General features: G+C 63.3%; 19 protein-coding genes. 5 read left to right on the top strand and 14 right to left on the bottom strand.

All coding sequences use genetic code 11. The features are described from left to right. Window positions 1-36: 36 nt before the first annotated feature. Complete coding sequence (locus AC1DZP_RS01475; protein ID WP_477299903.1) at window positions 37-861, bottom strand: ABC transporter permease; 825 nt, start codon at window positions 859-861, stop codon at window positions 37-39. Then, window positions 858-1,775, bottom strand: coding sequence for an ABC transporter permease (locus AC1DZP_RS01470; protein ID WP_095089267.1), 918 nt, complete (start codon window positions 1,773-1,775; stop codon window positions 858-860). Before AC1DZP_RS01470 ends, AC1DZP_RS01475 begins: the two co-directional genes overlap by 4 nt. 271 nt (window positions 1,776-2,046) lie before the next feature. Here AC1DZP_RS01470 and AC1DZP_RS01465 point away from each other — a divergent pair, with 271 nt between their 5' ends. Continuing rightward, complete coding sequence (locus AC1DZP_RS01465) at window positions 2,047-3,465, top strand: aminotransferase (protein ID WP_477299902.1); 1,419 nt, start codon at window positions 2,047-2,049, stop codon at window positions 3,463-3,465. 53 nt (window positions 3,466-3,518) lie between these two features. Here AC1DZP_RS01465 and AC1DZP_RS01460 read toward each other — a convergent pair whose 3' ends face one another. Continuing rightward, window positions 3,519-4,721, bottom strand: coding sequence for an aromatic ring-hydroxylating oxygenase subunit alpha (locus tag AC1DZP_RS01460; protein WP_477299901.1), 1,203 nt, complete (start codon window positions 4,719-4,721; stop codon window positions 3,519-3,521). A gap of 499 nt (window positions 4,722-5,220) precedes the next feature. Between AC1DZP_RS01460 and AC1DZP_RS01455 the strand changes: the two genes are divergently transcribed. Next, entirely contained in the window at window positions 5,221-5,631 is a 411-nt protein-coding gene (locus AC1DZP_RS01455; protein WP_477299900.1) for a hypothetical protein, read from the top strand. Window positions 5,632-5,755: 124 nt separating this feature from the next. Here AC1DZP_RS01455 and AC1DZP_RS01450 read toward each other — a convergent pair whose 3' ends face one another. Continuing rightward, complete coding sequence (locus AC1DZP_RS01450; RefSeq protein ID WP_477299899.1) at window positions 5,756-7,843, bottom strand: PAS domain S-box protein; 2,088 nt, start codon at window positions 7,841-7,843, stop codon at window positions 5,756-5,758. Window positions 7,844-7,919: 76 nt separating this feature from the next. Next, the gene (locus AC1DZP_RS01445) at window positions 7,920-8,693 is read right to left on the bottom strand and encodes a response regulator (RefSeq protein WP_184875894.1); all 774 of its coding nucleotides are present in this window, start codon (window positions 8,691-8,693) and stop codon (window positions 7,920-7,922) included. 45 nt (window positions 8,694-8,738) lie between these two features. On the opposite strand from AC1DZP_RS01445, the gene AC1DZP_RS01440 reads away from it, so the two are divergent. Then, window positions 8,739-9,425: a winged helix-turn-helix domain-containing protein gene (locus tag AC1DZP_RS01440; protein ID WP_457151571.1), complete on the top strand. Its 687-nt coding sequence runs from the start codon at window positions 8,739-8,741 to the stop codon at window positions 9,423-9,425. A gap of 70 nt (window positions 9,426-9,495) precedes the next feature. Here the strand turns inward: AC1DZP_RS01440 and AC1DZP_RS01435 are convergent, their stop codons facing one another. Both AC1DZP_RS01435 and AC1DZP_RS01430 read right to left on the bottom strand, forming a co-directional pair. Further along, on the bottom strand, window positions 9,496-9,663 hold the full coding sequence (locus AC1DZP_RS01435) for a hypothetical protein (RefSeq protein WP_095089262.1): 168 nt from the start codon (window positions 9,661-9,663) through the stop codon (window positions 9,496-9,498). A 35-nt stretch (window positions 9,664-9,698) separates the two neighbouring features. Next, on the bottom strand, window positions 9,699-10,340 hold the full coding sequence (locus tag AC1DZP_RS01430) for a hypothetical protein (RefSeq protein WP_477299898.1): 642 nt from the start codon (window positions 10,338-10,340) through the stop codon (window positions 9,699-9,701). A gap of 44 nt (window positions 10,341-10,384) precedes the next feature. Between AC1DZP_RS01430 and AC1DZP_RS01425 the strand changes: the two genes are divergently transcribed. Further along, the gene (locus tag AC1DZP_RS01425) at window positions 10,385-10,846 is read left to right on the top strand and encodes a L,D-transpeptidase (protein WP_095089260.1); all 462 of its coding nucleotides are present in this window, start codon (window positions 10,385-10,387) and stop codon (window positions 10,844-10,846) included. Window positions 10,847-11,135: 289 nt separating this feature from the next. Here AC1DZP_RS01425 and AC1DZP_RS01420 read toward each other — a convergent pair whose 3' ends face one another. After that, window positions 11,136-14,219 (bottom strand): efflux RND transporter permease subunit, encoded by a 3,084-nt coding sequence (locus AC1DZP_RS01420; protein WP_477299897.1) that lies wholly within the window; start codon window positions 14,217-14,219, stop codon window positions 11,136-11,138. Continuing rightward, the gene (locus AC1DZP_RS01415; protein WP_477299896.1) at window positions 14,216-15,568 is read right to left on the bottom strand and encodes an efflux RND transporter periplasmic adaptor subunit; all 1,353 of its coding nucleotides are present in this window, start codon (window positions 15,566-15,568) and stop codon (window positions 14,216-14,218) included. The genes AC1DZP_RS01420 and AC1DZP_RS01415 overlap by 4 nt, the downstream gene beginning before the upstream one ends. A gap of 145 nt (window positions 15,569-15,713) precedes the next feature. Between AC1DZP_RS01415 and AC1DZP_RS01410 the strand changes: the two genes are divergently transcribed. Next, window positions 15,714-16,280 carry a TetR/AcrR family transcriptional regulator gene (locus AC1DZP_RS01410; RefSeq protein ID WP_477299895.1) on the top strand — a complete coding sequence of 189 codons (567 nt, stop codon included), beginning with the start codon at window positions 15,714-15,716 and terminating at the stop codon, window positions 16,278-16,280. Here AC1DZP_RS01410 and AC1DZP_RS01405 read toward each other — a convergent pair. Genes AC1DZP_RS01405 through AC1DZP_RS01385 form a run of 5 tightly spaced genes read right to left on the bottom strand, consistent with a single transcriptional unit; the run spans window position 16,271 to window position 21,032 of the window. Next, complete coding sequence (locus AC1DZP_RS01405) at window positions 16,271-17,359, bottom strand: ABC transporter ATP-binding protein (protein WP_477299894.1); 1,089 nt, start codon at window positions 17,357-17,359, stop codon at window positions 16,271-16,273. The two genes, AC1DZP_RS01410 and AC1DZP_RS01405, sit on opposite strands and share 10 nt — an antisense overlap. Continuing rightward, complete coding sequence (locus tag AC1DZP_RS01400) at window positions 17,346-18,284, bottom strand: PfkB family carbohydrate kinase (RefSeq protein ID WP_477299893.1); 939 nt, start codon at window positions 18,282-18,284, stop codon at window positions 17,346-17,348. The genes AC1DZP_RS01405 and AC1DZP_RS01400 overlap by 14 nt, the downstream gene beginning before the upstream one ends. Further along, window positions 18,284-19,306 carry an SIS domain-containing protein gene (locus AC1DZP_RS01395; RefSeq protein ID WP_477299892.1) on the bottom strand — a complete coding sequence of 341 codons (1,023 nt, stop codon included), beginning with the start codon at window positions 19,304-19,306 and terminating at the stop codon, window positions 18,284-18,286. The genes AC1DZP_RS01400 and AC1DZP_RS01395 overlap by 1 nt, the downstream gene beginning before the upstream one ends. After that, window positions 19,303-20,148: a carbohydrate ABC transporter permease gene (locus AC1DZP_RS01390; protein ID WP_095089248.1), complete on the bottom strand. Its 846-nt coding sequence runs from the start codon at window positions 20,146-20,148 to the stop codon at window positions 19,303-19,305. Before AC1DZP_RS01390 ends, AC1DZP_RS01395 begins: the two co-directional genes overlap by 4 nt. Then, the gene (locus AC1DZP_RS01385; RefSeq protein WP_095089246.1) at window positions 20,148-21,032 is read right to left on the bottom strand and encodes a carbohydrate ABC transporter permease; all 885 of its coding nucleotides are present in this window, start codon (window positions 21,030-21,032) and stop codon (window positions 20,148-20,150) included. Before AC1DZP_RS01385 ends, AC1DZP_RS01390 begins: the two co-directional genes overlap by 1 nt. Between the last annotated feature and the right edge of the window lie 55 nt (window positions 21,033-21,087).

Raw genomic sequence — 21,087 nt, 5'->3', positions numbered from 1 at the left:
GGCCTATCGGACTGGGAGCGCTCGACTTGCGGCTGCTCAGGCATAGAGGCCTCCCTCGTTCTGGGTGCGTCTGGCGGCGCGGCGACGCAGGATTTCGGCAACTGTCATCAGCAGGAAGGAGGCAACCAGCAACAACGTGCCGAGTGCCAGCACACCGGGCAATTTCGCCGCGAAACGCAACTGGCCCCAGATGTAGATCGGCAGCGTCGCCTCTGTCCCGGTGAGGAAGAAGGCGATGATGAACTCATCCAACGAGATGGTGAAGCAGACCAGCAGGCTGGAGATGATGGCCGGCGCCACCATCGGCAGCGTCACCCGCCGGAACGTTCCGAACGCGCTTTCGCCGAGATCGGCGGAGGCTTCCTCCAGGCTACGGTCGAAGCCTTCGAAGCCGGAGGTCAGCACCGTCATCGAATAAGGGATGCAGACCAGGACATGGCCGAGCACGACGGTGAACAGCGACAGGCTCAAGCCGAGCTGCAGCATCACCAGCAACATCGAGATGGCGACGATGACTTCCGGCAGAACCAGCGGCGCCATGATCAGGCCGTTGATGGTGCGGCGGCCGGGATAGCGGTAGCGGGTGATCGAACGGGCGGCGAGGATGCCAAGCACCGTGGAGAGAACCGCGGCCGACACGCCGACGATCAGGCTGTTCCAGGCGGCGTCGAGCAAAGCCGGGGTGCGGGGCAGGTCCTCGTACCAATGCAAGGTGAAGCCGGAGAGCGGGAACTTCGGCGTCGCCGCCGTGTTGATCGAGAAGATCGGCAGGAAGATGACCGGCAGGTAGAGAAACACGACGTAGAGAAACGCGTAGGCCGGCAGCCAGCCGCCGGACAAGAAACGCCGCACCGCCGTCATCGCGCCAGCCTCTGCAGAGCGCGGATGATGAGCACCGTGGCGCCCGCCATCAGCGTCACGATCAGCATGGTGGTGACGGACAGGGCCGCGCCCAGCGGCCAGTTGGAGGCCTTGCCGAACTGCGCCTGGATGGCATTGGCGATCATGACGCCGTCCTTGCCGCCGACCAGCTTCGGCGTGACATAGTCGCCGACGGTCGGGATCATGACGATCAAGGCCGCAGAAATCACGCCTGGCGCCGACAGCGGCAAGGTCACGCGCAAGAATGAGCGCAGTGGGCCGTCGCCGAGATCGGTGGCTGCTTCGACCAGCGTGCGGTCGACCTTTTCCAGCGAGACGAAGATCGGCAGGATGGCGAAGGCCGCCCAGGCATGGGTGAGCGTGATGATGACGGCGCTTGAATTGTAGAGCAGGGCGGTCGACGGTTCGTCGATGATGCCGAGACCCATCAAGCCGGAATTCAGGACGCCGTTGTAGCCGAGGATGACCTTCCACGACATGACGCGCAGGAGATAGCTGGTCCAGAACGGGATGGTGATGAGGAACAGCCACAGGCTCTTGTGGCGACCGCCGTGGAACGAAATGAAGTAGGCGATCGGATAGGCCAGGATGACGGTGAACAGGCTGACCGTCAGCGAGATGTAGAGAGAGCGCCACAACAGATCGCGGTAGATCGGCTCGGTCAGCGCGATGCGGTAGTTTTCCAGCGTGAAGGTGCGGTCGATTGTCAGGTAGTTCTGCGTCCAGAAGGAGTGCGCAATGACCACCAGGATCGGCAGGACAAGAAGGATGAGCGCGTAGAGAAAGGTTGGGCTGATCAGGGCAAGGCCCTGTACGGGTTCGGATTGCAGAAGGGCATTTCGTCTGGCCCGCGTCATGCGCCACGGGGGCGACCCTTCCGCCGCCGCCGTCATTGCAGGGCTCCGGGTGTGATCTCGGTTGCTGGCCTGGACTGTCCCGCCATACGGCATCCCACTGTGCTGGCGCCGGCGCCTGTTCCCAATTTTGTTTTGGCTTGCCGGCTTTCTTTGATCATGCGCGCATCGGCGGATTGAAATCAAGCGCTATTTCTGCAATATTGATTGAACGGACATTCAAAATGAAGTGAAGAAAGCCGCCATTTCCGGCATTTGACGCTGAATTTCATGCCCGAGAAAAATTGGACGAGATGACGTGGAGGCTATTGTGGCTGCTGTGAGAGATTTGAGGGCGAGCGAAACGGCTGATGTCGGCGACGACGATGCCGTCGAGCTGGCCAAGCGCCATCTCATCCAGCCCTGGCCCTATGCCGGTTCGGTCGGTGCCGAAGCGCGCACGCTGATCGGCGAAGGCGACGGCATCTACATCACCGACAGCACCGGCAAGCGGCTGATCGACGGGCCCGCCGGCATGTGGTGCGTCAATGTCGGCCACCGCCGCGAGGAACTCGCCAGGGTGATGTACGACCAGGCGATGGCGCTGTCCTACAACACGCCGTGGTACACGATGAACGCGCCGTCGGCGGAACTTGCCCAGCGCATCGCCGGCCATGCGCCAGGCGATCTCAGCCATGTCTTCTACACCACCGGCGGCTCTTCGGCCGTCGAGACGGCGCTGCGCTTCATGCAATTCTACAACAATGTGCGCGGCCGGCCGGAAAAGAAGCTGATCCTGAGCCGGGGCGGCGCCTACCATGGCTCGACCTATCTGTCGGCCTCGCTCAATGGCCGACCGCGCGACCACGACTGGATGGACGGCGCCGACGAGCTGGTTATCAAGCTGTCTTCACCCGACCCGTTCCGCCGCCCGCACGGTATGAGCCTTGCCGCCTTCACCGATTTCCTGGTCGATCAGTTCCGCGACACGGTCGCCCGAGTCGGCGCTGAGAAGATCGGCGCCTTCGTCGGCGAGCCGGTGCAGGCGTCCGGCGGCGTCATCGTGCCGCCCGACGGCTACCTCAAGCGCATCCGCGAGATCTGCCGCGACAACGACATCCTCTATGTCTCCGACGAGGTGGTGACAGCCTTCGGCCGGCTTGGCCATGTCTTTGCCTCGGGCGACATGTTCGGCATCGATCCCGACATGATCACCTTCGCCAAGGGCGTCACCTCGGGCTATTTCCCGCTCGGCGGTGTCATCATCTCGGAGCGGCTGCTGGAAGAATTGCGCCGGTCGAACCATCCCGACGCGATCTTCGGCCATGGCCTGACCTACACCAGCCATCCCGTCGGTTGCGCCGTCGCGCTGAAAAACCTCGACCTGCTGGAAGAGGGCGTGCTTGCCCATACGCAGGACGTCGCGCCCTATTTCCAGGCGCAGTTGAAGACACTGGAAGAGCTGCCGCTGGTCGGCGAGGTGCGTGGCCTCGGGCTGATGGGCTGCGTCGAATGCGTGGCCGACCGCGAAAGCAAGGACCCGCTGCAGCTCGACAAGAATGTCGGCAAGCGCATCGACGCGCACTGCCATGAGCTCGGCCTGCTGGTCCGTCCGCTGATCAACATGTGCGTGATGTCGCCGCCATTGGTCATCACGCGCGAGCAGATCGACGACATGGTCGGCATCTTGCGCGAGGGCATTTCGCGCACGATGGATGATCTGACGAAAGAAGGCGTGTGGCGGGGGTGAATTCTCCCTTCTCCCCGTAGCACGGGGAGAGGGCCTCTGATCGCCGTCTGCCCTTAAGACCGCGACCTGAGCGCGTCGTTCAGATTCCACATGTCCTTCTCCTCGGGCGCGGTTTCCAGGCCCAGCACCGGCAGCATCTTGCGCAGGTGATCGTGATGGGTGCGCACGCCATATTCGAGGTCGGAGAGATAAAAGCCCTCGAAGGCCTCGGACAGCATGGATTCGTTCGACCATACCGAAAGCTGGACGTCCTCCGACATGGTGTCGCGATCGATGCGGAAGGAGAGGTAGCGGGCGGCGGCCTGCTCGCGGCTCTCGTCGCGGTAGCGGTAGATGGCGCCGCGCAGCAGGGTCTGCCCGGTCGACAGCGGAAACTCCTGATAGAACTGCACCGATTCCGGCATCACCGAAATGACCGCATTGGGGAAGATGCCGTAATAGACCCAGGCCTTCTTCAGATAGTCGGGCAGATGCGTCGGCTCGGGCGCGATCTTGACATAGTTCTTGACGCTCCAGCGGCGGCCGGCATGCGGGTTGTATGTGGCAAAGGAGCGTGACACGCCGTTGATGAACGGCTCGTCGAAATAGGTGGCGCCATAGAGATCCTGCAGCGCGGGATGCGCCATGGCGACGTGATAGCCTTCATTGTCGACATCGCGAACCGACTTCCAGTTGACCGGCGTCTTCTGGGTCCAGATGCCCCAGGAGGGCACCATGTCGGCGGCGTTGTAATGCGCGAATTCCGGCTCGATCGGCTTCATCAACTCGGCGACCGAAGGCTGCGGCCCACCATTGCGGAAACGGATGAAGATGAAACCCATCCAGATTTCCAGATCGAGCGGCATCAAGCCGAATTCGGTCTTGTCGAGCTCGGGGAAGGAGCGCGGGCGCGCGGCACCACGCAGCGTGCCGTCGAGATTGTAGACCCAGCCGTGGAACGGGCACACCAGCGCATTCTTGCAATTGCCCTGGCTGTCGGCGACGACGCGGCTGCCGCGGTGGCGGCACATGTTGTTGAAGCCGCGCACGGCTCCATCCTTGCCGCGCACGACCAAGGCGCGTTCGCCGACCACATCCATGGTCAGGTAATCACCGACATTCGGGATGTCCGAGACATGACCGACGATCTGCCAGTGGTTGCGGAAGACGTGCTCCTTCTCGAGTTCGAGAAGGGCATCGGAATGGTAACTCCAGCCCGGCAGTCCCCGCCGGTCCCAATCGTTGGGGATCGCCACGTCGCGGAGGTGCGGGTTCATAAAACGTCTCTTCTTTTTATTGAATACTCATTCAATAAAAGCATATTTTTCATTGAAATGCAATGGCTTGTAGGAATCTGGCAATTTCTGCGACGGAATCCTCATGTCGCCTGGAGCTAAAATCTGCGCGCCTGTCGGCCCGGAAAATCCCGGAGAATCCGGGTGTTAGTCACGATTTCAAGGGTGCTGTCCCGGTACAATTTTGCGAAGCGAACGGGCGAGGGACGAAGCGCCATTGCGCGGGCGGGAAAGGGCTTGCCGGTCGCCGCTTTGGGCCGCGCCACGGCTGCGCTTTGGCCAGAGCAAATTGGGGTCGGAATCGGGCGAAGCCCCATTCTTCGAGAGGATGTGGATACCGCTGTGACCGATTTTGCCCGATTCTGCCCGAAATACTGTTTCAGGCCGGTTACATTGTCAGACTTGCGCCACCCTAGCCCGGTTACAAAGTGCGGCTAAGTTCGTTTCATCACCAAAAAGAAACTCAGCGAAGGGAACGGCGATGTATGCGAAAATCAACACGACCCGTGGCGAGCACCTCCTCCAGGCTCCAGAGCGCGATGACCGCCGTCCGAAACTGGCGCTGCGCCAGCAGGCCAGCGACCATCCCATGGCTATGTTCATTCTGCTGGCTGCTTGCGCCTTCATCGGCATGGCGTTCGCGCCGACAGTTGGGCCGGCCTTCGCTTCGTTGAATCCGCCAGCCAACCTCGTCGACGGCGCGCAGACGACGACCAGGACCGCGCGCCTGCCGATGCCGACGATCGACTTCGCCTGCAAGGGGCAGGCCTGGGGCGCCGAGAGCATGGATTGCCTGCGCGCCATCGCCGAGCAGTCAGGAGCGCACAAGATCCGCGCGATCCGCATGATCGCCAATGCTGCGCCGTTGACCAGCACGCCGAACGTTTTCTGATTTTTGTCAAAGCCTGATCCCGAACCGGTTCCCTCGTTGGGATCATGCTCTGACCTCCCCCGAGCGCTCCCTCCAGCGCGCTCTTCTTCGGCCCCCTGCCACGAGCCCGGCTGGGGGCCTCTTTTTATCCTTTCAATGCCGCCTGTTCGGCAATGGCGGACAGCACGCTGCGTACATCCAAAGTGCTGAACGGCTTTTCCAGGATCTGCGGCCGCTGCTGCGCCGGCAAGGCCTCGATTTCGGCTTTCGCGCCGATCAGGTCGCCGGTGACCAGCACGAAACGCTGCGCCAGGTCGGGCCTTTCGACAAGCAACTCGCGATAGATCGATATGCCACTGATGCCGGGCATTCGGAGGTCCGAAAAGACGATATCGGGCGGCATGTGGCCGCCCAAGGTGATGGTGCCTGATTCCCAGACGGGTGCAATCCGCGACTTGATGCCCATCAATTCGAGGATGTCGGAGAGCGAGCCGGCGACATCCGGCTCGTCGTCGATGATCAAGGCATGACGCAAGCCGCTCGAGCGCGGCTGGTTCTCGCCGGCGCTGGCGGCGCCGGCCGCAATGGCGGGCAGCTGGACCACGAAGCGTGCTCCCCTCGGGATCACTTCCTCGAACCAGACATTGCCATTGTGCCGCTCGATGATCGATTTCGAGATCGACAGGCCGATGCCGGTGCCGACGCCGACCGGCTTGGTGGTAAAATAGGATTCGAAGATGCGGCCCCGGATCGCTTCCGGCACGCCGGGGCCATTGTCCTCGACCGAGAAGCCGGGGTTGCCCCGATCACTGCGGAACGTCCGTACCTTGATCAGCCGGTCGCCGGCAATGCCGGCCAATGCATGCTGGCTGTTGATGAGGAAGTTGGCCGCCACCTGCGTCACGTGGTCGGCGTCGGCCATGGCCAGCAGCGGGCCGGCGGCGAAATCGGTGTCGATGATGATGCCGCTTGATCGCGCGCCGTAGGCGGTCACCTCGAGGGCAGCGCGGATCACCTGGTTGAGGTCGGTCTCGGCCTGGGCTGCAGGATGAAGGCGGACCATCGACAGGAAGCTCTTGACGATGCGGCCGCAACGCTCGGCGGCGGCACGCACCTTCTCGGCACGTACCTTGGTCTGCGGATCGGAGGCGAATTCGTGCAGCAGCGTCGATTGCGCCACCACCACGGCCAGCGGGTTGTTGAGTTCGTGAGAGACGCCGGCCAGCAACGAACCCATCGCCGCCATCTTCTCGTTCTGGTGTAGCTTCTCGCGCTGGCGACCGATCTCCTCCTCGGCGCGTAGCCTGTCGCGCAAATCGCGGATCGAACCGAAGATCAGTCGGCGATCGGCGACCCGCATCTCGGTCGCCGTCAGCTCGATCGGAAACACCTCGCCGGCCGCATTCTGCGTCACGGTCTCTAGCCGCTGGCCAACCATAGGCGCGCCGCGGCCGGACATATAGTCGGCGCCCGAAGAATAGCCCTTGCGGTAGTATTCGGGCACGACGGTGTCGAGCAGGTCCTTGCCGAGGATGTCGCTGCGCTGGAAGCCGAACATCTTTTCGGCGGCAGGGTTGAATTCGATGATCGACCCGGCCTCGTCGATGACGATGATGGCGTCGAGCGAGGCCTGCAGCATGGTGCGGCGAATGACTTCGCTGGCATGGGCGTCGGAGGGCGATCGCTCGATGGCGTCGCCGATGGCGAGCGCGATGATGTGCAGCGTCGCCTCTTCCTCGTCGGTCCACTCGCGCTCGTCGACGCAGTCATTGACTGCCAGCGTGCCCCAGAGATGGCCATGCGCGAAGACCGACACCGACAGGAACGACTTGATGTTCTGCTTTTCAAAGTCGGTTCTCAGGAAGCCTTCGAGATCGCGCGTGTGACCGGCGAAGATCTTGCCTTGCCGCTCATCCTCGGCCACCCGCTCCAGCAGCGGGTCCGAATTGACGACCGACTGCATGATGACGGTTGGCGATGCCAGTTCTCCGCCGAAGTCGGGGTCGATCCAATAGGCGGCGACCGACTGGGCGAAGCCCTGGCCGGGCAACTCGCGCAAGCGAAACAGGATGCCGCGCTGGCATTCTATGGCCCGGCAGAGCGTTTCGAGAATGCCCTCCATCTCGCGCTGCCAGTCGCCGGCCTCGCGCAGCCGGCGAACGACGCGCACGGCCGCCATCGCCGCGCCCTGCCTGAGCCCTTGCATATCCGTGTTTGCTGCTTCAGCGGTCATCTTCTGCCGTCATTCCAGGGCCAGTTCGATCGGCGAGCGACGGCTGCGAGCCCGACTCCTCTTTGGGGTCGGGTGCTCAGTTGCCGTCGCCGGTCGGCAGCGAGAAGATATAGCCTTCGCCGCGCACCGTGCGCAGAAATTTCGGATTGGCCGGATCCGTCTCGATCTTCTTGCGCAGCCGCATGATGCGAATGTCGACAGCGCGCGACGAGTCCGGGTCTTCGGTGAAGCCGATCGCCTCGGAGATCGCGGCGCGGGTCAGCAGCCGGTTGGCGCGGGTCAGAAAAACCTCTAGCACGTCGAACTCGCTCTTGGCCATGTCGATCACCGAGCCATTGGCGCCGGTGACCAGCCTGCCGTCGAGATCGGCCTGGAAAGGGCCAAAGGCAACGGAACGGCGATCCGTCGCGGCCTTCTTGCCCTGAAGCTCCTGCGGCTGGGGAACCCGGCGCAGCACGCTACGGACCCTTGCCAGCACTTCGCGCAATTCGTAGGGCTTGACGATGTAGTCGTCGGCGCCGAGTTCCAGCCCGACGATGCGGTCGAGCGCGGTGCCGGCGGCGGTCGCGTAGATGATACCGATCGGCAGCCGCGAACGCAGCCAGCGACCGAGCGAGAGGCCATCCTCGCCCGGCATGGCGATGTCGAGGATGGCGAGATGGAACGACTGCGTTTCAACAAGGCTGCGCGCGGCGGCCGCACTTTCAGCGGTGGCCACGTCATAGCCGGCGGCGCCGAGATATTCGGCGACCGCGTCCCTCAGATCGGGCTCATCCTCGACGATGACAATTCTTGCCCGCACGATGCTCTCGCTCCCACTTTCAGTGGAAAGTAGATTGGGTATAAACATGATGTCCAGCACTCATATCTAGTTGCCAGGGAACGGTTGAAAAATATGGCCGCACGATCCGTCATTGCGCTCGTTTCGGTCGCCGAAGTGGTCGCGACCGAACTCGCCGACCATCTCGAGCGGCGTGGCCACGATGTGCATCAGGCGCGGCAGCCATGGGAGGCTGAGTCGCTGCTGTCGGGAAAGGGCATCGACGTCGTCGTCATCGGCGACAGCGTCAGCCAGGCGGAGGGACGGGACCTGCTCAAGCGCCATGGTGGCGAGGGCGGACCGGATTTCATTCTTATCTGCCGGCCGGCAGATCTCGTCGACAAGGTGCTGGCGCTCGAGCTTGGTGCGGCCGACGTCGTCGAGAGCCCACTCAATGTCAGGGAACTCGCCGCCCGTGTCGGCGGCCTGCTTTCGCGGCGCGGCAGGGGCACGCAGGAACTGATCGTGCTGGAGAACGCGACCGTCGATCTGAGATCGGCCATGGTCATGCATCGGTCCGGCACGGAAGAGCAGCTTTCGCCCGGTCAGGTGGCGTTGCTCAGGCTGTTCCTGGCCAGTCCGCGCAAGGTGCTGACGCGTGACGATATCATTGCCGCGGCACCTGCTGAAAACGCTGACGCCTTCGATCGCTCGATCGATTCGCGCATCGTGCGGCTGCGCCGCAAGCTCGACACCGACACCATCACCACCATTCGCGGCGCCGGCTATCGGTTCGATCCGCCGCAGCAATTCGTCGACTGACGGCTGGGCACTGACGCCATCTCTTCGTTCGAGCATCGGAGTTTCCACCTGGGTCCGATGCTCCTGACGCTCAGCGCACCACCAGCAGCGAGGGACCCGCCGGCATGTCATTGCCCATGGTGAGCTCGCTCGCATGGGCGCGGTCCCTGAGCAGCACGGTGGCAACAGCGGCAAAGCCCAGCAGGCCCTGTGCGTAAAGCAGTGCAGAAAGCACCGAAGCGGCGAATTTCGTGTTCATCGTATCAGTTCCCCATATGTGTGTTGCAGGTCACTTCAGGATACTCCCGAAGTGCCCGCGCCGCTCACGGAGCCCCCCGCTGCGGCGCGGGCCTTCGGTCCTCTCGGCAGCAAGTTGCCGGAGGGGCCGCGCATTCCCGTCAGCTTAAGACCGACCCGCCAGAGGGCCTTGAGCCGAACGACGCGCAGGCTGGAAACAATCCAGACCGTGGCAAAAAACAGTGCGGCATGCAGGGTCGAAATCTCGCCTGACGTCATCGCGCCGAGACTTGTCAACGAGTTGCCGGCAACCGTGCCGACGCCGCCGATGACCACTGCCGCGATGCTGATCCTGAGAACCCAGGACAGTGCGTTCGATTTCGTTTCCATTTTCGTACCGGCTGTTTTCGTTACGTCAACTTTGCTTGCGGCCCGTATCCGGATCATGCCGCTTGGAGTCGCGCTTTGTTGCCGCTTGGTTTCGAGATCGAAGATCATTGTTTCATATACAGAAATTCGCACCTTCGTTGAGGGGCAAATACCCATGTTTGTGATCTGAGCCCCATCAGCAAGCAGTGTCTGTCCCCCATTCTCGGCTGCGTCAGCGGCGTTTCTTGTTAACCAGAGGAAACAGATTCGAAACACAAACGAGTATTTCACGAAATCTCCCCGAAACATGCCATTGGGATAAGCAGCCATCGAATTGGAGCCGGCCAAGTCCGGCAGAGAGAGGGGATACCATCATGCACACCGCCATTTCCGCCAAGCTGATCAACGTCGCCGCCGCCGCCCTGACTGGTGCGGCACTGCTGTTCGGCGCAGGCTCGGGCGCAGCGCACGCCGCCAACAAGATCGTGGCGCGCGTCTCGCTTTCACAGCAGGTCATGGAAGTCTCGGTCGACGGCCGGCCAGCCTTCGCCTGGAAGGTTTCCACCGGCGACGGAGCCCATGTGACGCCGACCGGCTCGTTCAAGCCGACGCGCATGCATGAGATGTGGTATTCGAAGAAGTACGACAACGCGCCGATGCCGCACTCGGTCTTCTTCAGCGGCGGCTATGCGGTGCATGCCACCAACGCGATCAAGCGCCTCGGCCAGCCGGCTTCGCATGGCTGCGTGCGGCTGCATCCCGACAACGCCGCCGATTTCTATCAGCTCGTCGAAATGTTCGGGCCGACCAACACCAGCATCGTCATCGTCAAGTAGCAGGCTGTGGAACGGGCAGGCCAACCGCCCCGTCCTCGTTCAAAGGCTCCGGCAGGAAAGTTTGCGCGGTATTGCGTACAGCTCAAACCGGCGGTATCGAGCCCAGCCAAAAAAAGAGGCCGGAATTTTCCGGCCTCTTTTTTGTTGTCATCCTGTTTTGCTTTAGAGCAGTTCACCGTTTCTCTGAAACGGCCAACTGCTCTAGCTCTTTGTTTTGACGCAATTCCCTAAGGGAAAGCGCTACGCGCTTTTCCCGGGAAAACCGTTTCACACTTTTCCTGGAATTGCTCTAGTTCGGCAGTGCCGGCATCAGCTTGGGATCCGGCTTCTCGGCCAGATGCGGCAGGTCCTTGCTGGCGATGAAAGTGTAGAACATGGGCACGACGAAGAGCGTGAACATGGTGCCGACCAGGATGCCGGTGAAGATGACCAGGCCCATCGAATAGCGCGCCGCGGCGCCCGCACCGCTGGACGTGATCAGCGGCACCACGCCAAGCGCCATCGCTGCCGTCGTCATCAGGATCGGGCGCAGGCGGACCTTGGCCGAGGCGATGATGGCGTCGCGCCGCCGCATGCCATGGATTTCACGCTGCTGGTTGGCGAACTCGACCAGAAGGATGCCGTGCTTGGTGATCAGGCCGATCAGCGTGATCAGGCCGACCTGCGTATAGATGTTGAGCGTGCCGAGACCCAGATTGAGCGGCACGATGGCGCCGAAGATCGATAGCGGCACCGCCATCATGATGATCAGCGGGTCGCGGAAGCTTTCGAACTGCGCCGCCAGCACCAGATAGATGACGATGACGGCCGCCGCAAAGGCGATCAGGATGGTGTTGCCCTGTTCCTTCTCCTGCCTGGACTGGCCGGAGTAATCGATGAAGAAGCTGTCGGGCAGGTTCTCCCTGGCGATGTCCTCCAGTGCCTTCAGCCCGTCGCCGGTGGTGACACCGGGCAGCGGAAGCGCGGAAATCGTTGCTGAATTCAGCTGGTTGAACTGCTCGATGGCCGCCGGCGCGGCATTGTTGGAGATCTTCACCACGGCCGACAGCGGCACCATCTCGCCCGTGACGCTGCGCACGAAGTATTGGCCGAGCTTTTCGGGATTGTCGCGGAATTCCTGCGGCACCTGCGGAATGATGTCGTAGCTGTTGGAGTCGCGATCGAACTGCGCCACTTCTGCGCCGCCGACAAGCAAGGTCAGCGTCCGGCCGATATCGGCGATCGGCAGGTTGAGGGCCGCGGCGCGGTCGCGATCGATGGTCACCGTCACCTGCGGCGCGTCATAGGCCATCGAATTCTGCACGACGATGAAGCGACCGGAGGCCTGCGCCTTGTTCTTGATCTTCTCCGCCACATCGTACACCTCCGAGGAATCGCCGGTCGATCGCACCACCATGGCGATGGGCAGGCCGCCGCCGGAGCCCGGCAGCGTCGGTGGCGCAAAGACGAAGGCCTGTACACCCGCCACCTTGGCGAGACGGGCCGTAATGTCGGCCTGCAATTCCTTGGAATTGCGTTTGCGTTCAGCCCAGTCCTTGAAGGCAAAGCCGACGAAGGCGCTGTTTGTCTCACCGCCGAAGGCGACGGCGGAGAACTGCGCCCGCGTCTCGGGAATATCCCTCACCAGGCCGAGCATCTGGTTGACGTATGTCTCGGTGTAGTCGGACGTCGCATAGCGTGGCGCCGTTACAATCGAGAGCAGAAAGCCTTGGTCCTCTTCCGGCGCCAGTTCGCTCGAGGTCTTGGTGAACATGAAGCCGGTGACGCCGACAAGCGCCAGCACAATGATCAGCGTCAGCGGGCGATAGTTCAGCGAACCGGTGACGGCCCTCTCGTAGACGTGCTCGACCCGCGCGAAGGTGCCGTCGACAATGCGCTGGAAACGGCCCGGTGTGCCGGACTTCAAGAGGCGCGCCGACATCATCGGGGTGATGGTGACGGCGATGACACCTGACAGCACCACCGAGCCGGCGAGCGTGACCGCGAATTCGCGGAACAGCGCGCCGGTCAGGCCGCCGGTGAAGGCCAGCGGCGCGAACACGGCGGCCAGCGTCATGGTCATGGCGACAATGGCCGACGCGATTTCGCGCATGCCGCTGAATGCCGCCTGCATCGGCGACATGTGATCTTCATCCATGTGGCGGTGGATGTTTTCGACCACCACGATGGCGTCATCGACGACGAGGCCGATTGCCAGCACCATGGCCAGCAGGGAGAGAAGGTTGATCGAATAGCCCACCGCAAACAAAAGGAAGCAGACGCCGATCAGCGACAGCGGGATGGTGACGATTGGCATCATCACCGAACGGAAAGATCCAAGGAACAAGAGGATGACAACGATGACGATGGCAACCGCCTCGGCGATGGTCTTGAACACCTCTTCGATCGACGCGCTGATCTGCCCGGTCGCATCGTAGACGACCTCGATCGTCATGCCTTTCGGCAACGTTTCCTGAATCTGCGGCACCAGCTTGGTAAGCGCCGCCGCCGTGGTCAGCGGGTTGGCCGCGGGTGTCGGGAAGATGGCGAGGAAGGTGCCGGGCTTGCCGTTGAAGCTGACCCTGGTGTCGGTGTTCTCGGCGCCGAGTTCGACGCGAGCCACGTCGCGCAGCCGCACCACATTGCCGTCGGTCGAGCGCAACGGCAGCGCGGCGAACGCTTCCGGCGTCTGCAGCGTCGAGCGCACGGTGATCGACGAGACGACATACTCGTTCTGCGTATTGCCCGGCGCCGAAAGGAAGTTGGAATTGTTGATCGCCTCCAGAACCTCGGAGGCCGTCACGCCGCGCGCGGCAAGCTTGACCGGGTCGATCCAGACGCGCATCGAGTATTCCTGGGCGCCGAAGATCTGTACGTCGGCGACGCCTTCGACCGTCGACATGCGTGGCCGGATGACGCGCTCGATATACTCCGTCAGCTGCTCCTTCGTCATGTTCGGATTCTGCATCGAGATGTACATCATCGCGAACTGCTGGCCGGTGCCCTTGACGATGACCGGATCCTTGGAAGCGTCCGGCAAGGTGCCGCGCACGCCCTGGACCTTGGACAGCACTTCGGTCAGTGCCACGTCGGGGTTGGAGCCGAGCTTCATCTGCACCGTCACGGTGCTGGAGGACGGACGGCTCGACGAGGTGACGTAGTCGATGTTTTCGGTCGAGGCGACGGCGCGGGCGATCGGGGCGGAAATGAAGCCCTGGATCAGGTCGGCGCTGGCGCCTGGATAGGCCGTCGTGATGGTGATCGCCGTCTCGTCAACCTTCGGATATTGCCGGATCGACAGGTTGAAGATGCCCTGGAAACCCAGCAGCAGGATCATGCAGGCAAGGACCGTCGAAAGGACAGGCCGGCGAATGAAGAGATCGGAAAAGCTCATTGATCGTCGGCCTGCTTGTTCGCCGATTTGGTCGGGTCGATGGTGTTGTCGACGGCGACGGACATGCCATTGAAGAGCCGGTTCTGACCGGCGGTGACGACTTCATCGCCAGCCTTCAACCCCTCGACGATCTCGACCATGCCCTCGTTGCGGCGGCCCGGCTTGACGAAGACCTGCGACAGCACCAGCGCGGGCTTGTCGGCTTCTGCCGCCGGCTTGGCCGGATCGACAGCCTTGTCCGCTGGCTTTGCCGCATCGGCGGTAGACTTGGTTGCATCAGCCGCCGGCTTCATGGCTTCAGCCGGCTTGGTATCTGCCGGCTTTTTGTCTGTGGGCTGGGCGTCCGCCGGTTTGTCGGTTGCCGACGCGGCGGGCTTTTCTTCCGGCTTGGCTGCCTGCGCTGGGGGCGCTTCGGCGGGCTTCGCCGGCTGCACGACGAATATATAGTCGCCATAGAGACTGGTGGTCAGCGCCGTCTGCGGCAGCGCCAGCACATTCTGCTCTTCGGGCAGTTCGACACGGACCTGCACGAACTGGCCCGGGGTCAGCTTGCCTTCAGGATTGGCGACTTCCGCCCTGATATTCACCAACCGGCTGGATGGGTCGATTTTCGGGTCGATGCCGCGAATGGTACCGGCATAGGGCATCTCGCCGCCGCCGATGCCCAGCCGCACCGTCTGGCCGATCTTGAGCAGCGGGAGCTGTTGTTCGGGAACCGAGAAATCGACCCGCATCGTGTCCAGATCCTGCAACGTCACCACTACGGTGCCAGGCGCCAGGTACTGGCCGAGGTCGATTCTCGGAATGCCGACCGTGCCGCTGAAAGGCGCCGTCAGCTGCTTTTGGTCGAGCACCGCCTGCAGTTTGTTCACTTGCGCGGCGGTTGCCGATGCGGTTGCCCGCGCCGTGTCGAGCGTAGCGTCCGCATTGACGCCGCGCCTCTGCAGTTCAATGGCGCGCGTCAGCGCCATCTGGACGACCGCGACTTGCGCCTTCGTCGCTTCCAGATCGGCGCGCTCGACCGCACCGTCGAGTTGCAGCAGGACCGCGCCTTCCGCAACCTTCTGGTTTGCGTGAAACAGGATTTCCTTGACGATGCCGGTGGTTTCAACCGTCAGATCGACACCGCGCACCGCCCTGACCGTACCGATAGCCTCGACGCCCGGCGTCCAGGTCGACGGCTTGGCGATGGTCGTCGACACGGTCGCCGCCGGCGGCTTCATCGTTGCGAAATACTGCTTGATGCCGTTGTCGCGCAGGAAGTTGAAGCCGACAATGCCACCGACCACGACGAAGAGGACGAGCAGAACCAGGGCGATGATGACGATACGAAGGATGCGCTTGAACAAGGAAGTCCCCTCAGCCGAAATCCGGCGCGAAGCGCGGACATCGGGACACATATCGACTGCGGGTCCCGATTTCAAATAACGGCGGTCTTACTGTACCGTCTGGACGGTCTTGTCAATTGGGCCTAAGCTTGCGATGGGAGGGGCCATGAAAGCTCCAAGATCGAATTCGCGCGAGAAGATTCTTGCTGCGGCGGCGGACGTCGCAAGAGAATCCGGGCCCGGCAGCCTGTCGCTGGAAGCGGTCGCCAGCCGCGCCGGCGTATCGAAAGGCGGGTTGCTCTACAATTTCCCGACCAAGGCCAAGTTGATGCAGGGACTGGTCGAGGGCTATTTGCGTGACTTCGGGCAAGCGCTCGAAACCGCAAACAGTGCCGACAAAGGCAAAAACCCACTCGCCGTCTACATCACGCTGTCGGCAAGCGATTGCGAGGAGAAGCGGCCATCGGCATCCTGGATCTTTTCGGCGATCGCCGAGGATCCCGACTTCATGACGCCGATAAAGACGTTCAAGCAGCAGCTTTTCGAGCGGCTGAAGGGCGAGACGCCGGATCTGAAGTCGCTGCTGGTCTGCTACCTGGCCATGGAAGGGCTGCGCAGCATGAGCCTCTTCGATGCGGATGTCCTGTCGAAAGACGAGCGGCAGTTGCTGGTGGCGTCCCTGCTTGAGATTGCGGGATCGCCTCAGACCCGCGAGGACAACGATCAGGGCTGATCCAGGAAGGCCTTGCCGGATGCCGGGTCAAACAAGCGAAGCGCTGTCTCGTCGAAGGCGAAGCTGCATGCTTCACCCTTGGCAAGCCGGGTCCGTGGCGGCAGGCAAGCCGTCAGCCGCTGTGCACCGATGCGGGCCGTGGTGACCAGTTCGGGTCCGGTCAGTTCGACGACCTCGATCTCCACGGGCAATGACAAGTCCGTCGCAGCACCGGTCGCCACACGAAGCGCTTCGGGCCTGATGCCGACGACGACCCGTGCGCCGTCGCGGGCCGAATTTCGATAGCACGCAGGCACGGGTATCCGCACGTTGGTATCGGCAATGGCCAGCTTTCCGTCGACGACGACCGCCTGCAGCATGTTCATCGACGGCGCGCCGACAAAGCCCGCGACATAGAGTGTCGCCGGCTGGTCGTAGATATCTTCGGGCGTGCCGAGCTGCTCGATCCGGCCGTCGCGCATCACCGCGATGCGGGTCGCCAACGTCATTGCCTCGATCTGGTCGTGGGTGACATAGACGATCGTGGTCTGCAGCATCTGGTGCAGGCGCTTCAGCTCAGTGCGCATTTCCAGGCGCAGCTTGGCGTCCAGATTGGACAGCGGTTCGTCGAACAGGAAAACCTGCGGCTTGCGCACCAGCGCCCGGCCAATGGCGACGCGCTGGCGCTGGCCGCCGGAAAGCTGGCTCGGCTTGCGGTCGAGCAGGGTCTCTATCTGCAGCAGCTTCGCCGCTTCGTGTACGGCCCTGTCGCGCTCGTCGGCGGCAACCCCGCGCATCTCCAATCCGAAGCCGATGTTGCGGTGGACGGTCAGGTTCGGATAGAGCGCATAGGATTGGAAGACCATGGCGATATCGCGGTTCTTGGGATGAACGCCAAGGATCGAGCGACCGCCGATCAGCACATCGCCGCTGGTCGCCTCGGCCAGCCCGGCGATGATGTTGAGCAGCGTCGATTTTCCGCAGCCCGAGGAGCCGAGCAGCACCAGGAATTCGCCGCTCTGCAGCGCGATGTCGATGCCTTTCAGCGTCTCGACACTGCCGTAGCTCTTGCGGATGTCGCGGATTTCAAGCGCGCTCATGTGTGGATTCCCTGAACTGCATCGGCCCACCATAGTTGCGGGGCAAGGTGGAAATCGCGCGCGACGCCACATGCGTCGCGGCGGAGAGACAGGCCGACAGCGGCTGCTCCTGCGCCAGTGCAGCGAGGAAGGCGGCGTTGAAGACATCGCCGGCGCCGATCGTGTCGACCACCCGGACATCGGGCGCGACGGCTTCGACAAGTGCGCCGTCCGGGCCGATGGCGATGGCGCCCAGCGGGCCGCGCTTGACGACGAAGGTCGCGCCTTCCCTCATGCTCGACCGGATCGCGCGGGCCGCCTCCACAGGGCTCTGCGTTCCGGCCAGGGTCACGGTCTCGACCTCGTTGAACAGTGCCAGTTCGCAGCGAGACAGCCATGCGCGGGTGGCCGTGCAATTGGCCTCGGTCCAGCCATCGATCGGCCAGCCGGTGTCGAGCGCGACGGCAATGCTGTTGCTGTCCGCCCAGTCGAAAAACGCGTCGTAGTGGCGTGTGAGATCGTCGGTCAGGAAAGAGCCGCACAACAGCGCGTAGCCGCCCGAGAGCGCCCTGCCGTCGAGCACGGAAAACACATCGCCGAGGCCGAAGCGCGGCAGATGTCCGCGTGTGGTGAAGAAGGTCCGCTCGCCGTCCGGGTGGGTCATGCCGACGGACAGCGTCGTGCCTTCAGGGCGGACCGGCCATTTCTCGGCGCGGCGGCCAAATGCCTCGCGAAGCCAACGGCCGAACTGGTCGTCGCCGACATTGGCGGCAACGGCGAAATCGACGCCCAGCGCCTCCCAGGCCAGCGCGCTGTTGCCGGCCTGGCCGCCGACGCGCAATTCGTCGTGGTCGACGACGGTTTCCGTTCCGGCGACAGGCCACGGCGCTACCGGGCCGACAATCAGGTCGACATTGACATTGCCGATCACCGCAAGCGGACGCATCACTCGCTCCTGGTGATCTTGGTCGAGCGAACCGGCGTGCCGGCATTGTCGATACGAGCATCGGCGAAAGCGACCATCAGGCGTTGCGCTGGAGGCAGCATGGCGAAGATCGCGGCCATACCGGAAGCCGGTTTGAAGGAAAGCGTCACGGCGCCTGCGACAGGCGTTTGCCCGGACGAATCGAAGACGACCAGCGGTGCGCCGGCCTCGACCACTGACATGGCCATGGCGGTCACCAGATCCGATGTCGGGTCGTTGCCGCGAAACAGGATGACGCCGACATGCGGGCCGAGCATTTCCATCGGCCCGTGACGCAACTGGCCGCCTTCGAGCGAAAAGCACGGCAGGCGCGACAGTTCGGTGAGGCCAAGTGCCAGCGCTTCGCCGAGACCTTGCAACCGCCGGCCCGAGGTAACGACGGCCGTCACCTCGGCCAGTGCTGCGAGCGCCTGTGTGATGTCGTTGTCTTGTGGCTGATCCAAGGCGCCAAGCGCGGCACTCGGGTCCTCGCCGAGTGCGGCGAGGATCGCCAGATGCAAGGCGAAGGTCACGGTCAGGCTGCGGGTCGCGGCAAACGCCAGTTCGGTGCCGCCGGCGCCGACCAGGCAAGGCACGGTGCGAGCCAGGAACGAAGCGCCTTCAAGCGTCAGGCCGAAAACATCGGCGGTGCCGCCAGCCTCTGAAAACCATCTGACGACCTCCGCGCTCTCACCGGACTGCGAGGTCACGAGCGCCGTCCTGCCGGCCAGCGGCAGCGGTTGGCCGAGTTGCTCGGAAAGCGGCAGTGCCAGCGCATCGATGCCAAGCGCGCGGTAGAGCGGCTCGACGGCGCGGCCGATGGCGTGCGAGCCGCCCATACCGAGCAGCAACAGGCGCCCGCTCTGCCGGATCGAGGCGGCGACCTTTGCCGCCATGGCCCCGTTGCGTTCGAACGACGCGATCGCATCGGCATGCTGGCGCGCCATTTCGCGGTCGATCGCCATGAGCCCGGCGGGACGGCTGTTGCCAGTGGTCATTGTCATCCTTTCACACCGCCGCTGGTCAGGCCCGAAATCAGCGCCCGCTGCATGACCAGGCCGATCAGCACCGGCGGCAAGGCTGCCAGTACGCCGGCCGTGGCGATCAATCCGTAGTCGGAAACACGGCCGCCGGCCAAATCGGCGATGGCGACGGTCAGGGTCTTGGCGCGCTGGTCCGAAGTGAACAGCAGCGCATAGAAAAATTCGTCCCAGGCGAGCAGCACGGCAAACAGCGCCGATGTCGCCATCACCGGTGCCGCCAGCGGCAGCGTGATGATGCGCAGCGTCTGGAACAGTCCAGCGCCGTCGATCATTGCCGCCGCCTCGATTTCGCGCGGGATCGAGTCGAAACCCGACTTCATCAGCCAGGTGGTGAATGGCGCCAGTATGGTCAGGTAGACCAGCGCCAGGCCGAAGACATTGTTGAGCAGGCCGAGATACGACAGGCCCATATAAAGCGGCACGGCAAGCGCCACCGGCGGCAGCATGTAGGTGGCGATGACCATCGACAGCGACCAGCCGATCGACGGCGTGCGCGAGACGGCCCAGCCGGCCGGGATCGCCAGCGCGAGCGCCGCGATGGTCGCCATGCCGGCAATCTCGAGGCTGTTGCGCAGCGATGAGGTGAAGGCAGCGCCGGCGCTGTTTTCGGCGGTCGACAGCAATTGCCCGTAGCGCGAGAAGTCAGCACTTTGCGGCCACCAGCGCAGCGGCTTGGCGGCAAGGTCGGCGGCCGGCGAGATGCTCATGATGAACAGCCAGGCAAGGGGCGCCAGGATGACGGCTGCGAGCAGCAAAGCGCAGGCGTGGATGAAGATGGTGAAGGCCGGGCTCTGGCGTTCCATCAGGCGGCACTCCCGGCGGTCTTGCGCACCAGCGCCGCATAGGCGACGGCCAGCACGGTGACGAGCAAGGTGACGATCAGCGCCAGCGACGCGCCGGAGCCGGCGCGCTGGAAGGAGAAGGCCTCCTGGTAGACGAGGATCGACAGCGTGCGCGTGCTGTTGGCCGGGCCGCCGCGGGTCATCACCCAGATGATGTCGAAGACCTTGAAAGCCTCGATGGTGCGCAGCACCAGCGCCACCATCAGCGGGCCGGCGAGATAGGGCAGGATGACGAAGCGGAAGCGGTTGAAAGCCCCGGCGCCGTCGACGAGCGAGGCGGCCGTGATGTCGCGCGGCACCGCCTGCAGCGCGGCCAGCGCGATCAGCGCCACCAGCGGAAAGTTCTTCCAGCAGTCGGCGACGATCAGTGCCGCCAGGGCGGTGCCCGGCTCGCCGAGCCAGGAACGGTAGGCATCGATGAGGTGCATTTGTGTGAGGGCAGCGTTGAGCGCGCCATATTCGGGATTGTAGATCAGCCTCCACAGGGTGGCGTTGACCACGGTCGGCAGCGCCCAGGGCAGGATCATCAAGGCGCGCAGGATGGCGCGGCCATGAAACTGCTGATTGAGCAACAGTGCTGCGAGAACGCCGATCACCATTTCGGCGGCGACCGAAATCACCGCGAAGAGTGTCGTGGTGACCAGCGTGCGCGAAAAATTCGAGCTGGACAGCATGTTCGCATAATTGTCGAAGCCGACGAAATTGCCGCCCGTGCCGACAAGCTTGGCGTCGGTGAAGGAAAGCCCGACGGTATCGGCCAGCGGCCAGCCGATGACGGCGACCATGACCACGAGCAGCGGCAGCATCAGCAGCCATGCACGGGTTGTCATCCAGGTGCCCGACATCGGAGCAGCCTTTCTTCGTTCATCTTTGATCTGGACATAACATGGGCGGCACAAG

The sequence above is a fragment of the Mesorhizobium sp. P2_F8 genome (genome assembly GCF_056403655.1).
This window is presented reverse-complemented; position numbering and strand designations above follow the sequence as displayed.

What these genes read in the sequence shown, in the direction of transcription:
- AC1DZP_RS01475 (WP_477299903.1), bottom strand. Translation starts at nt 861, where the DNA reads ATGACGGCGGTGCGGCGTTTCTTGTCCGGCGGCTGGCTGCCGGCCTAC.
- AC1DZP_RS01470 (WP_095089267.1), bottom strand. Translation starts at nt 1,775, where the DNA reads ATGACGGCGGCGGCGGAAGGGTCGCCCCCGTGGCGCATGACGCGGGCC.
- AC1DZP_RS01460 (WP_477299901.1), bottom strand. Translation starts at nt 4,721, where the DNA reads ATGAACCCGCACCTCCGCGACGTGGCGATCCCCAACGATTGGGACCGG.
- AC1DZP_RS01455 (WP_477299900.1), top strand. Translation starts at nt 5,221, where the DNA reads ATGTATGCGAAAATCAACACGACCCGTGGCGAGCACCTCCTCCAGGCT.
- AC1DZP_RS01450 (WP_477299899.1), bottom strand. Translation starts at nt 7,843, where the DNA reads ATGACCGCTGAAGCAGCAAACACGGATATGCAAGGGCTCAGGCAGGGC.
- AC1DZP_RS01445 (WP_184875894.1), bottom strand. Translation starts at nt 8,693, where the DNA reads ATGTTTATACCCAATCTACTTTCCACTGAAAGTGGGAGCGAGAGCATC.
- AC1DZP_RS01440 (WP_457151571.1), top strand. Translation starts at nt 8,739, where the DNA reads ATGGCCGCACGATCCGTCATTGCGCTCGTTTCGGTCGCCGAAGTGGTC.
- AC1DZP_RS01435 (WP_095089262.1), bottom strand. Translation starts at nt 9,663, where the DNA reads ATGAACACGAAATTCGCCGCTTCGGTGCTTTCTGCACTGCTTTACGCA.
- AC1DZP_RS01430 (WP_477299898.1), bottom strand. Translation starts at nt 10,340, where the DNA reads ATGGCTGCTTATCCCAATGGCATGTTTCGGGGAGATTTCGTGAAATAC.
- AC1DZP_RS01425 (WP_095089260.1), top strand. Translation starts at nt 10,385, where the DNA reads ATGCACACCGCCATTTCCGCCAAGCTGATCAACGTCGCCGCCGCCGCC.
- AC1DZP_RS01420 (WP_477299897.1), bottom strand. Translation starts at nt 14,219, where the DNA reads ATGAGCTTTTCCGATCTCTTCATTCGCCGGCCTGTCCTTTCGACGGTC.
- AC1DZP_RS01410 (WP_477299895.1), top strand. Translation starts at nt 15,714, where the DNA reads ATGAAAGCTCCAAGATCGAATTCGCGCGAGAAGATTCTTGCTGCGGCG.
- AC1DZP_RS01405 (WP_477299894.1), bottom strand. Translation starts at nt 17,359, where the DNA reads ATGAGCGCGCTTGAAATCCGCGACATCCGCAAGAGCTACGGCAGTGTC.
- AC1DZP_RS01400 (WP_477299893.1), bottom strand. Translation starts at nt 18,284, where the DNA reads ATGCGTCCGCTTGCGGTGATCGGCAATGTCAATGTCGACCTGATTGTC.
- AC1DZP_RS01395 (WP_477299892.1), bottom strand. Translation starts at nt 19,306, where the DNA reads ATGACAATGACCACTGGCAACAGCCGTCCCGCCGGGCTCATGGCGATC.
- AC1DZP_RS01390 (WP_095089248.1), bottom strand. Translation starts at nt 20,148, where the DNA reads ATGGAACGCCAGAGCCCGGCCTTCACCATCTTCATCCACGCCTGCGCT.
- AC1DZP_RS01385 (WP_095089246.1), bottom strand. Translation starts at nt 21,032, where the DNA reads ATGTCGGGCACCTGGATGACAACCCGTGCATGGCTGCTGATGCTGCCG.